Here is a 13,144-nt window from a genome sequence, read left to right as displayed (position 1 = left end):
GTTTTTATATTCATTATAGTCTGCATCATATTATTCGTAATTGGCGCTAACATTTCTATCATATTATCTAACTTATAAAAACGATACCCATTAAAAACAGCTTTATAAATGCCACTTTTTGTATATTTAAAATCTATTTAAACCTCTTTATCATGAACAAACGGTTTTCTTTTCTATGTTTATTTTTAATTGGCGTTTGCAGTTATGCTCAAAAACTAATTGTTAACGATACGCTAACAAGAGTTGCAACCATAAAAAATACAACCCATGGCAATGCCGTTTTGTTCACTCCTGAAACGCCCACATTAAATCAAATAGCAGGAGCGCCCAAAGCATTTTATACCCATTACTGGGAATTTGGTGATGGCCATTATAGCACCGAAGAAAAACCAAAACACGTTTATAAAAAAACCGGGGAATACGAAGTAAAGCTTTGGGCAACCAACAATTATGACACAGGTAAACCGCCCACAACACGTCCTAAAAAAATTGCCATAAGCGACATAACAACAGCGTATGACGACGTTGCAAGCATGGAAGAGGATTTCATATTAAAACGCAATAGGGAACCCGTACCCGACGAAGAAATGGTGGTCATTGTTAGTTATAAAAACCCAAAAGATTATACTACTAATGGGAAATTGTATTTGTTTTATAACGAGCACCAATACAAAGCCAATAATTTTGAATTAATAGATACTCGAACTTATCACAACGAAAAAAATGTTTCGGCAGATGGATTTGCTTTCACACATCATATTGATGACGATGGCACTTATTTAGCATCTTCTAATAATGAGTTTATTGAAGCGCGCACTTTTTCGCAAGATTCTACCGAAAAAACCAACCTGCCTTTAACCATTGCAAACTCTAAAGCCTTTTACAAAAACTGGAGTCTTTTGGAGTTTGATAATATGAAACCTCAAGAAGAACGCAATCTTTTTTTCAGTTTAAAAACCACTCCCGAAATGCTTAAAGACACCAGTGCCATTATTTCGATAAGAGGTATTTATGTACCTGATGCCAATTACGATAACCATAAAGTAAAGGATATGGAAATGGAAATCGTAACCTCCCACGATCCTAATAAAATGTCATCAAACGGCACGTTCTTAAATTACAGATTGGTACGTTTTAAAACTTTGAAATATAAAATTAAATTTCAAAACAACGGTGAAGGGCCTGCACGCACCATTCGCTTGGAAACCGATATCCCTGAAATGCTGGACAAATCGACACTGAAAGTTTTGGATATGTATCCCAAATGTGATATATGTCCCAAAAAAGAAGTACTGTATAGCTGCTTAGACACCATGTTTACAGACACTCAGGCTATATTCACATTTAAAAACATCTACCTACCCGGAAGCGAGCAAAAGAATGTGAAAGAATACGATTCTACCAAAGGCTTCGTAAAGTATAGCATCAAGTTTGCCAAAGATTTTCATAAACAAAAAACCAAAAGCAGAACTGCTATTATCTTCGATAAAAACGACCCGATAATCACCAACTATTCCACCACACGTTTTTTACCGGGAATTTCTATTGGTGCCAAAGTTGGGGTTAATTCTTTTTCAGATTTAAATAATTCTGAAAGCTACTTTTTTGGGGCTACCCTATCACCATACAAATCGTACCGTTGGTATTGGCAAGTTGAATTGATGAATAATTTTCATAATTATGATGCCAACACCAATGTCACCGAAGAATTTGTTCAAGATGCACAGGGCATTCGTTTTTTACAGCGTACCACAACCCGAAATTCTTTTGAAAATATCGATTGGGACGTACCCATTTTAATTCGTTATAATATGAATAATTACATCGGTCTTGGGGCAGGCTTACAAAACACTGTGTCACTTAGCGAAAAACAAGAACAATCGATTTTAACCGAGCGGTTCGAAGGCGATACAGCAGACGGGCCTATTATAGATTCCAAAGAAGAATCTGTAAAAACGACCAATTCATTTACCAATTTAAGAACCGGCTTGTTATTTGAAGCCACCGCAGGTTTTGCAAGAATCGGCCCCAGTTTAGGTGCACGCTATATTATGAATTTTGAAAACGATTTTAATTATTGGCAATTCTATGCCATTTGGAAGTTTTGAGCCTAAGGCTCTTTTGGTATCTCACTCAAATGAAAAAAATATTTTTTCTATTCTTTTTAATCTCTGGAATCTCTTTTTCACAAAATTTGGAAGAAGCCATTTATACTGCTGTCGAAACATTTATTAGCAATAAAAATGATGCGTCATTAAAACTTTTAAATCAGCAAGAATCTTCATTTAAAACTCATGTAAAAACTAAAGACGAGCAATTAGCACTCGTTTTTTTACAGTGCCACAAAGGTTATTATTTAGATGAGCATTCCAAATTAAAAGAAGCCCTTGCCACGTATGAAGATGCCCTAAAACGATTCAACAACAACGAGCTTTCAAAACTTTCAGATTTTGACATCATTGAAAGTTGCTTAAAACCTTTGGGTAATTTATATACCAAAACTGGCGATTACACCAACGCAGTTAGTACCATAAACCAATACATTTTTTTAGCTGAAAAAAATAAAAATACCAAGCATCAAATTAGCGGTGCTATCAATTTAGCCATCCTATACCGAACCCTTGATAAGCACGAAACGGTATTAAAAATTGTTAATGATGCTCTTAAATTTCCTAATATAAACAGCCATCAAAAAGCATTGCTTCAAAATATAAAAACGAATAGTTTAGCGGCTTTAAATAATTACGAAGCCGCTTCACTATTAAATAACGCTTCAACTTTCTTAAACTTTGAAAAATATAAGAACGATTATATAATAGAACTTCAAAAAGACAATTACCCAGAAGCTTTAAATGCGTTCAACAAAGCAAAGGAATATCTTTCTGAAATAAATTTACCTGCAAGAGATCTGGCGAAGTTTTATGTTGAAGAAGCGCAATTGCACTATTTACTTGAACAGCCAAATGAAGCTTTAAAGAGTTTGCAACAGGCCATCAAAATATTGTTGCCAAATTTTAATGAAAAAGGGTTGCCCAACAAAAAAGATTTGTACCCAGAAAATACATTTATAGATATTTTCGACTTGTATGCTACTATTCAAAACAATCCCAGGAAAGCATTAAAAAGTTACGATTTAAGTTTTTATGTTTCTGATTTATTACAAGAAAACTGGACGTCGCAAGAAACCAAAATTTTTAACGAAGCCTCGAACCGAATTAGGAGTGAGCTCTGCATCGATATTCTTTATAACATCTATAAACAAACCAAAAAAAAATCACTTTTGTTTGAAGCCTTTCAATATTCAGAAAACAATAAAGCTTCGATTATAAAGGATCTGAACCTAAAAAAAATACGCTTGCAACAGTTTCCTAACGACAGTTTACTAGCTAAGGAACTTCATCTTCTAAAAACCCAAGAATATTATACTGGCCTATTAATAAAAGAACAACTTGGTGCCAATAAAGCTTCAGCTGTAAACCATTTAAGTGAAAAATTAAGTGCTATTAGCCTTCAATTAAAAACATTAAAAACAGCCATTTCAAAAAAGTATCCAGAAAGCAACAAATCATATACTTTAGAAAGTTTTCAAAGCAAATTAGCAAAGGATAAAGCTGTTTTGGTTGCATACTTCTTCGGAAAAAACACCTTATACCAATTCGTGATTTCAGAAAAAGACATCGCCATTGAAGGCATTCAACTAACCGAAGAAATCAAAAAAAGAATCGTAAGCTTTATTCATTTATTTAATAGTGCTTCCATAATAAATAACGATATAAACAACTACACCAATCAAGCTTTTACTATCTTTAAATTACTAAACTTTAATAAGCTTTCTCCCTATAAAAATGTGGTGATAATTCCCGATGGATTATTAAATTTTATACCATTCGAAGCGCTACTTACTTCTAAAACCACCACCACATCATTCTCAAAAATGCCTTTTATAATTAAAAGTCAACATATTATTTATAATTCGAGTGCAACACTTTATTTAACCAAAAATCAAGAACATAAAAACAAAGACCTGCTTGGTTTTTTTCCTGTGTTTGAAAACACCAATCAAAAGCTTACTTACTCTATTGATGAAGCAGAAGTCATTAAAGAAAAAATGAATTCAGATATTTTCATGAATTCCAAAGCTTCAAAAACCAACTTTCTTAAAAATGCTTCTAAATATGGTATTCTACATTTATCTACCCATGCCAGTAGTGGCGATTTTATAAACCCTGCTAACATTTCGTGTTATGACGACGTAATAATTTTGAACGAATTATACAGTTTAGACTTAAAGCCCGATTTAGTGGTTTTAAGTGCCTGCGAAACGGGTATAGGCAAACTCTATAAAGGCGAAGGCGCTATGAGTATTGCTAGAGGATTTCAATATGCGGGTGCAGAAAACTTACTGTTTTCACTTTGGCAAATTAATGATTTATCGACCTCTCAAATCATGCAATCTTTTTATGAAAATTACAATACATCGGAATCGGCATATTTAGCTAATCACCAATCAAAAATAGACTACTTAGAAAATGAAGCCATTAGCAATGCAAAAAAATCACCTTATTACTGGAGTGCTTTTGTCTATTACGGAACACTTGAGCCAGCAAAATCAGACAACACCACATTTTATATAATTTTTAGCATATTTATAGCAAGCATTGTGTTACTTTTAATTTTGAAATTTAAAAAACATGACAGAAACACTAGAAGAATTTCTTCTTAACAAAGGCTATATTAGGGTAAAGTTACGCCTTACCAAAACCAATCACTTCGAAATTAAAGCGACTTTAAATGGCGTTAAAGGACGTTTTATATTGGATACTGGCGCCTCAAATTCGTGTGTTGGTTTTGAAGCAGTAGATCATTTTAATTTAAAAGTAAAAGATTCCAATATTTTGGCAGCTGGAGCTGGTGCCAGTAATATGGAAACTAAAATGTCCAAAAAAAACAAAGTTAAAATCGGCAAATGGGAAACAAATAAAGTTATTTTGGTTTTATTTAATCTTACCCATGTAAATACGGCGCTCATAAATCATAAATCAAAACCTGTTGATGGCATTATTGGTGCCGATATTTTAAAAAAATCGAATGCTGTGATAGACTATGAGAAGAAATATCTGTACTTAAAACTTTAATATCCTTATATTTATACCATAAATTAATAGCATTTAACTCCCTCTAATGAACACTTCAATTGTAATTGCAGACGATCATCCGTTGATGCTTCGCGGTCTTACCGATTTTTTGACCGCTAAAGGCTTTAACATTGTTGGAAGTGCGCAAGATGGTAATACCGCTTACAATCTTATTGTAAAGCTCAAGCCAGAAATTGCCATTCTTGATATTAGAATGCCCCACCAAACAGGTTTAGAAATTGCCGAAGCTTGTAAAAAAAATAATCTTTCAACAAAAGTTATTCTTATCACTTTTGATAAAGAAGAAGAATTATATGATAAAGCTATGGAATTTAATGTGTATGGCTATATTTTAAAAGAATTTGCTGTTGAAGAAATTGAAACGTGTATAGAGCATGTTGTAAACAATAAAGCTTATTTTAGTAGTGAGATAGCTTCGTATTTAAATCCTAATTCAAATAATAAACCAGCAAAATTAGAGTTACTTACCAAGGCTGAATTGAAAATTGTAAAACTTATTTCCGAAAATAAAACAAGTCTTGATGTAGCCGAAGAACTTTCCATATCGGTTCGCACAGTTGATAAACACCGAAGCAATATTGTTAATAAATTAGGTTTAGACAATAAGCCAACATCTCTTTCAATTTGGGCCAACCTTAACAAGCAGCATCTTTAAAAAATACGTAGAAGTGCGTATTTTTTTTATCAATTACACACATTACTTTTACAGAGCTATTAATCAGTTTTTAGGGAGAATTATTGAAGGCTTTAAACGTCATGTTTAAAGCTTTCTTTGTTTCTATCAATTTTATGCTGTTTAATTTTTGAAATGGCATTAAAAAAGATTCAAGATTCAAGACCGCTTTGCTAAAAGAAAATAGACAAGAGACAGGCTAAATGATAACAAATTGATTTACTTCCCTGCTTTTATAATCGTTAAGTAACTTATTATCACAAAAAACAAGCCCACAAATCAATAATCTCTTTAAAAGCCATTATCACTGTGTTTGCAGTGAATTGCAAAAGTTTTATCGGACCACAATGATTTAATAAAAAATAAGTAGAAGTGCGTATTTTTTTCATCAATTACGCATATTATCTTTACAGTATTAATAATAAGTTCTTAGGGAGAATTATTGAAGGCTTTAGACGTCATGTTTAGAGCCTTCTTTGTTTTTATCAATCTTATACCGTTTGATTTTTGAAATGGTATTAAAAAGATTCAAGATCCAAGATTCAAGACCGCTTTTCTAAAAGAAAATAGAATAAAGAAAATAGACAAGAGAATATAGACTATAGATTATATAGACAATAGAAGACTAAATGATAACAAATTGATTTACTTTTCTGTTTTTATAATCGCTAAGTAACTTATTATTGCAAAAAAAAACAAGCCTACAAATCAATTAATCTCTTTAAAAGTCATTATCACTGTGTTTGCAGTGAATTGTAAAAGTTTTATCGGGCCACAATGATTTAAAAAAATACGTAGAAGTGCGTATTTTTTTTATCAATCACACACATTACTTTTACAGTGCTATTAATCTGTTCTTATAGGAGAATTATTGGAGGCTTTAGACATCATGTTTAGAGCCTTCTTTGTTTTCTATCAGTCAATCTTAAACAAAAAATACGTAGAAGTGCGTATTTTTTTTTACTTACTCAAAATATACCTTTACACCGCTATTAATTAATCATTTAAGGGATGATCTATATAAATTCTCTACGCGCTTTAGCGTAGAGAGTTTATTAATGTTATTCAAATATCCAAAAAGTAAAACCATGGGAAAAGATAATAGTTATCTAGATAAATATTTTATAATTGGATTAGTTATGTTAGTTGTTATTGTAATAACCATAAACATTGTTTATTGTATAGGGGTCGCTTTTTAAAAAACAAAAAGTGCTAACACATTAAAAAACGTTGTTAGCACTTTTTTATTTAATTAAGCCTACTCTATTAAAGTTCTAAAGCTTTTTTCACATCATTATTCATTAACAGCTCTGTAGGGTTTTCTAAAGCTTCTTTTACAGCTACTAAAAAGCCAACACTTTCTTTTCCATCAATGATTCTATGGTCATAAGATAATGCGACATACATAATAGGGCGTATTTCAACCTTACCATTAATGGCAACTGGACGTTCTACGATGTTGTGCATTCCTAAAATACCACTTTGAGGAGGGTTAATAATTGGAGTCGATAGCATACTACCAAAAACACCTCCATTGGTAATAGTGAATGTTCCTCCGGTCATTTCATCAATAGTAATTTGGCCATCTCTTGCACGAAGCGCTAATCGTTTAACTTCAGATTCAACGCCTCTAAAACTTAAATTTTCAGCATTACGAATTACTGGAACCATTAATCCTTTTGGTCCTGAAACCGCAATACTAATATCATAAAAATCATAAGAAACCATTTCGTTTCCATCAATCATAGAGTTTACAGCAGGATACATTTTTAATGCTCTTACAACAGCAAGTGTGAAGAAACTCATAAACCCTAAACCAACGCCATGTTTTGTTTTAAATACTTCTTTATATTCATCACGCAAAGCGAAAATTGGGGACATATCAACTTCATTAAAAGTCGTAAGCATCGCCGTCGTATTTTTAGCTTCCACTAAACGCTCTGCAACTTTACGACGCAACATAGACATTTTACTTCTTGAAGCACCACGGCTACCACCTGTTGGTGTTCCCATAGATGGGACAGCACTTATAGCATCTTCTTTGGTTACACGTCCATCTTTTCCTGTTCCTGAAATTGATGAAGCTTCCATACCTTTCTCGGCTAAAATCTTTTTAGCTGCAGGACTTGCTGTTCCTGTTGCGTATGTTTTTGTTTCTACTGCGGCTGGTTTAGGAGCCTCAGCTTTTGGAGCTTCTTCTTTCTTTTCTTGTTTTGGTGCTTCTGCTCCACCTTCTGGTTTTGCTGCGCTAGTATCAATTAAGCATACTACAGCACCTACAGCCACGGCATCACCTTCTTCTGCTTTAAGGGTAATGATACCACTTGCTTCTGCTGGAAGTTCCAATGTTGCTTTATCACTGTCCACTTCAGCAATAGCTTGATCTTTTTCAACATAATCGCCGTCTTGAACTAACCAAGTTGCTATTTCAACTTCTTTTATAGACTCGCCTGGTGAAGGCACTTTCATTTCTAAAATCATTCTTCTTATTTTAAATGTTTTACGAGTTTTTCAACTCAACTTATATGTTATACTATATCAAATACTTGGTCAATAACTCTTTGTTGTCTTCTCTTGTCTCTTGTACTAGAACCTGGTGCAGGAACAGAACTGTATGGTCTTGACATAACTTCTAGTTTAACAAAATCCAAGCGTTGTACCACATGACTCCAAGCACCCATGTTCTTAGGTTCTTCCTGCGCCCAAACATAATTTTTCGCATTAGGATACTTCGCAATTACTTGTTTTATCTTGTCTTCGTGAAGTGGAAACAATTGTTCAATTCGAACTAAAGCGATACTATTATTCTCTAATTTTTCACGTTGTGCCAATAAATCGTAATAGAATTTACCTGTACAGAAAACAAGTTTAGTAACTTGCTCTGGATTTAAAGTATCGTCTATAACTTCTCGGAATTCTCCAGTTGCTAATTCATTTAATGATGAAACCGCTTTTGGATGACGTAATAAACTTTTTGGTGTAAATACAATTAAAGGTTTTCTAAAATCCCATTTCATTTGACGACGCAATAAATGGTAAAAGTTAGCTGGCGTTGTACAATCGGCTACAATCATATTATCATCAGCACATAATTGTAAATAACGCTCCATTCTTGCAGATGAGTGCTCAGAACCTTGACCTTCGTAGCCATGAGGCAATAATACCACAATACCATTTTGAGCTTTCCATTTATCTTCAGCAGCCGATAAATACTGGTCGAAAATAATTTGAGCGCCATTACTAAAATCACCAAACTGGGCTTCCCAAATGGTTAATGTATTTGGGTTTGCCATGGCATAACCATAATCAAAACCAAGTACGCCATATTCAGATAAAAAGGAGTTATAGATATCCATTTTACCTTTATTTTTTGGGTTTGTATTTAGTAAATTTATACGGTCTTCAGAAATTTCATCACGTAAAATAGCATGACGATGGCTGAATGTACCACGTTCTACATCTTGTCCAGAAATACGAATATTATAACCTTCTTCTAGTAAAGTTCCATAAGCTAGTGTTTCAGCCATTCCCCAATCTAGGGTATCAGTTTCAAAAACCATGGAGGCTCTACCTTCTAAAATCCGCTCTGCTTTGCGAACAAACTTCACACCCTCTGGAACGGTTGACACTACCTTAGCAATGCCTTCTAAATTATCTTTTGGATACGATGTGTTTTCAGGTTTAAGTATAGCTTCTAAACCTTTACGACTAAAACCGTTCCATCGTTCAATCATAAACTCTCTAACCTTAGAAGATTTTTCATCTTTAGATTTATCGTAAGCTGTTTCTAAAACATTTTTAAATTCCTCTACAATACCATCGGTATATGCTTGGTCAATTGTTTTTTCAGCAATTAACTTATCAGAATATATTTTAAATGGATTATCGTGTTTAGCTATTTCTTTATATAATTTTGGTTGTGTAAAACGGGGCTCGTCACCTTCATTGTGCCCGTATTTTCTATAACCTAATAAATCAATATACACATCTTTTTTATATCGCATTCTGTATGCCAATGCTAATTCCACTGCATGTACTACGGCTTCGGCATCGTCTGCATTCACATGCAATACTGGAGATAATGTTACTTTAGCAACATCTGTACAATACGTACTAGAACGTGCATCTAAATAGTTGGTAGTAAACCCAATTTGGTTATTTACCACAATATGAAGTGTTCCTCCGGTTTTGTAACCATTTAGTTGGCTCATTTGCGCCACCTCATACACAATACCTTGACCTGCAATAGCGGCATCTCCATGTATAATTATTGGTAATATTTTAGAGTCATCACCATTATAATCGGCATCAATTTTAGCACGTGTAATACCTTCGGCAACAGAAGCAACAGTTTCTAAATGCGAAGGATTTGGCACCAAATTCATCTTAATGGTTTTCCCGTTTTGGTACGTTTTATCGAGTGTTAAACCTAAATGGTATTTAACATCGCCATCAAAATCCAATTCCTCAAAATCTTTACCATCAAACTCGCTAAAAAGTTCGTGAACTGGCTTTCTAAAAATATTAACCAAAGTGCTTAAACGACCACGGTGTGCCATTCCTAATACGCATTCTTTTACGCCATATTTTTCAACCGAAATATACAATGTATTGCTTAATGCCGGGATAAGCGACTCACCACCTTCTAACGAAAATCGTTTCTGACCCACATATTTGGTCTGTAAAAAATTCTCGAAAGTAACCGCTTGATTTAATTTAGAAAGAATATATTTTTTAGAATCTTCGTTAAAATTAGGCTGGTTATCATTAATATTCAATTGACTTTGCCACCACCCAATAACTTCTGGATTACGCAAGTACATGTATTCAACCCCGATGGAGCTGCAATAAATTTTATCTAAATGAATTAAAATTTTCCGTAAAGTCTGAGTACCAATACCTAAAATCTCACCTGCACTAAAAACGGTATCTAAATCGTTTGTGCTAAGTCCGAAATTTTCGATTGCCAATGATGGCTCATAAGTTCTTCGTTCGCGTACAGGATTTGTTTTGGTAAACAAATGTCCTCGCATTCTATAGCCATCAATAAGCTTTACTACTTGAAACTCCTTTTGAAGAGATTCTGGCATTTGAGTTGAAACACTTTCAATATTTTCACTTTGTAATCCATAATTTTCACTACCAAAATCATACCCCTGAAAAAAGGCCCTCCAACTCGGTTCTACTGAATCTGGACTTTGTAAATATTGATCATATAAATCGGCAAAATACGATGTATGTGCTGCGTTTAAAAAAGAAAATTTATCCATTATAGTATTGATACACTTAATTTAAATCAAATTTCCTGCAAAAGTACAACTTTTACCAAAAACAGATGTTTCTTTTGCTATATTTATAAGCTAATTACAACCGTAATATTGATAAATTATTTTTTTATGTTAATTTTTTAAATATTTCCAATTATATGAATAGATTTTATTTAATCATTAAAATCACGTTGCTGTTTTTCTTCATAATTCTTAGTTCTGTAAGTACTTTAAACGCCCAACAAAGCCAAGATAATTTCTGGGATTCCGTACGCTTTGGCGGCGGTATTGGATTGAGTTTTGGTGATGGCTTTTTTAGTGGCACATTGGCTCCAAGTGCTATTTATGAGTTTAACAACCAAGTAGCTTTAGGGTTTGGATTAAATGGAACTTATAATACACAAAAAGACTTTTACAAATCTACCATTTTGGGAGGTAGTTTAATAGGCTTATTTAGCCCTATTAATGAGATTCAACTATCTGCCGAATTTGAAGAACTCCACGTTAACAGACGCTACGAGAGTCGTTTAAATTTAGAAAACGACATTTATTGGTCTCCTGCCTTATTCTTAGGTATAGGTTACAGAAGTGGCAACGTAACATTTGGTATTAGATACGATATGCTGTACGATAAAGACAAAAGTATTTATGCCAATGCTTGGGCGCCATTTGTTAGGTTTTATTTTTAAAAACCCAACTTTAAAAATAACAGCTTAAAACTTACTTAAGGTTATCTATTAGCTTTTCTTAATTCCTGTAATAACCTTTTTGGTATGCCTTCAAATTAGTATACGCAAGTATTCACAAAATCACATCATTTAATAATGTTACAAACAAAAAGGACAAAAAAGTCCTTTTATGACTTTTGTCATATTATTTCCTTAATAAGGTACCTAAATTTGCTTGACTTAATTTAATTCATATTATGAGACAAGCATCAAAATTATTAATACTTCTCGCCATAACCATATTTATAAGTTGTGGTGGAAAAGAAAAGAAAAAAGAGAATTTTTCTTATGAAAAAACAGAGCCTACAGAACAAACTGCTCCTGTGGTAGAATCTGTTCCTGCATCAAAAAGAGTCGACTTAAGCGACAAAGGTATTGGCCCTATAAAATCGCTGGAGTTAGCGCCCGAAATAGACCAAGCAATGGCGACTCATGGTGAAGATATATATACAAAAATGTGTACAGCATGCCACAGAGCAGACAAAAAATTTATTGGACCTGCCCCAACTGGAATTTTAGAACGCAGAACTCCTGAATGGGTTATGAATATGATTTTAAACCCAGAAGAAATGATTCAAAACAACGCTTTAGCTAAAGACTTATTAACCGAATTTAATGGCGCTCCTATGGCTAACCAAAATCTTACGGAAGCCGAAGCCAGAGCTGTACTTGAATACTTTAGAACATTAAAATAAAATTCAGATGAAAACCAACTTAAGCATTTTATTTACTGTTTTACTTGTTGTCTTCTTTTTTAATTGTAAAAATAATAAAGAAACTTCCGTAGAAACATCCACAAACAACACCGCTACAACATCAACTGTTGAAAAACAAGGACAAGCCTTTATAGCAGATGATGGTTCCACACCTAACGTATTGCAAATAGCCATTGGCTCCAAAGACCACACAACACTTGTGGCTGCTGTTCAAGCTGCCGAATTGGAGAATGCCTTGGTAAATGCAGGTCCGTTAATGGTTTTTGCGCCTACGAACGAAGCTTTTGCTGCGTTACCCACAGGAACGGTTGAAGATTTATTAAAACCAGAGAACAAAGCTACTTTGGCCAATATTTTATTGAACCATGTGACTCCGGGCAACTACTCAAAAGACTTTCTTAAAAAATTCAAAAAATTAGGTCAGGCCAATAATCAAAACATAGAAGTGGAAGTTATTGGCGACGATGTATTTGTTGGAGGTGCCAAAATAATTGCTAGTGTATCTGCCGGTAATGGTATTGTACATGTAGTTGACAAAGTCATTTTACCAGAAAACTAAACATTTTAAACAAAAAAACATTATGAAATCGCCATGATTTGGAAA

At 33.6% G+C, this 13,144-nt stretch carries 9 protein-coding genes; 7 read left to right on the top strand and 2 right to left on the bottom strand.

Annotated features, from left to right (window positions below):
- The first annotated feature begins 152 nt into the window (after nucleotides 1-152).
- Genes CJ739_RS09385 through CJ739_RS09370 form a run of 4 tightly spaced genes read left to right on the top strand, consistent with a single transcriptional unit; the run spans nucleotide 153 to nucleotide 5,811 of the window.
- Nucleotides 153-2,108, top strand: a complete 1,956-nt coding sequence (locus CJ739_RS09385; protein WP_117174646.1) for a DUF7849 domain-containing protein — start codon at nucleotides 153-155, stop codon at nucleotides 2,106-2,108.
- Between the two features lie 29 nt (nucleotides 2,109-2,137).
- On the top strand, nucleotides 2,138-4,723 hold the full coding sequence (locus tag CJ739_RS09380; protein ID WP_117174644.1) for a CHAT domain-containing protein: 2,586 nt from the start codon (nucleotides 2,138-2,140) through the stop codon (nucleotides 4,721-4,723).
- Nucleotides 4,692-5,135 (top strand): retropepsin-like aspartic protease family protein, encoded by a 444-nt coding sequence (locus tag CJ739_RS09375; RefSeq protein ID WP_117174642.1) that lies wholly within the window; start codon nucleotides 4,692-4,694, stop codon nucleotides 5,133-5,135. The genes CJ739_RS09380 and CJ739_RS09375 overlap by 32 nt, the downstream gene beginning before the upstream one ends.
- 46 nt (nucleotides 5,136-5,181) lie before the next feature.
- A complete protein-coding gene (locus tag CJ739_RS09370) occupies nucleotides 5,182-5,811 on the top strand; it encodes a response regulator (RefSeq protein WP_117174640.1) in 630 nt (209 codons plus the stop codon).
- Nucleotides 5,812-7,095: 1,284 nt separating this feature from the next.
- Here CJ739_RS09370 and odhB read toward each other — a convergent pair.
- Together odhB and CJ739_RS09360 are read right to left on the bottom strand one after the other, a co-directional pair.
- Nucleotides 7,096-8,310, bottom strand: coding sequence for a 2-oxoglutarate dehydrogenase complex dihydrolipoyllysine-residue succinyltransferase (odhB, locus tag CJ739_RS09365; RefSeq protein WP_117174638.1), 1,215 nt, complete (start codon nucleotides 8,308-8,310; stop codon nucleotides 7,096-7,098).
- Nucleotides 8,311-8,357: 47 nt separating this feature from the next.
- Nucleotides 8,358-11,099 carry a 2-oxoglutarate dehydrogenase E1 component gene (locus tag CJ739_RS09360; RefSeq protein ID WP_117174635.1) on the bottom strand — a complete coding sequence of 914 codons (2,742 nt, stop codon included), beginning with the start codon at nucleotides 11,097-11,099 and terminating at the stop codon, nucleotides 8,358-8,360.
- A gap of 155 nt (nucleotides 11,100-11,254) precedes the next feature.
- On the opposite strand from CJ739_RS09360, the gene CJ739_RS09355 reads away from it, so the two are divergent.
- The 3 genes from CJ739_RS09355 (at nucleotide 11,255) to CJ739_RS09345 (ending at nucleotide 13,099) form a co-directional block, all read left to right on the top strand.
- Entirely contained in the window at nucleotides 11,255-11,785 is a 531-nt protein-coding gene (locus CJ739_RS09355; protein ID WP_117174633.1) for an alpha-ketoglutarate decarboxylase, read from the top strand.
- A 236-nt stretch (nucleotides 11,786-12,021) separates the two neighbouring features.
- Entirely contained in the window at nucleotides 12,022-12,519 is a 498-nt protein-coding gene (locus CJ739_RS09350; protein WP_117174631.1) for a c-type cytochrome, read from the top strand.
- A gap of 7 nt (nucleotides 12,520-12,526) precedes the next feature.
- Entirely contained in the window at nucleotides 12,527-13,099 is a 573-nt protein-coding gene (locus tag CJ739_RS09345) for a fasciclin domain-containing protein (RefSeq protein WP_117174629.1), read from the top strand.
- Nucleotides 13,100-13,144 lie beyond the last annotated feature (45 nt).

Source organism: Mariniflexile sp. TRM1-10, from assembly GCF_003425985.1.
Lineage (GTDB): Bacteria > Bacteroidota > Bacteroidia > Flavobacteriales > Flavobacteriaceae > Mariniflexile.
Note: the sequence above shows the minus strand (reverse complement) of the source record. Positions and strands in the feature narration are given on the sequence as shown.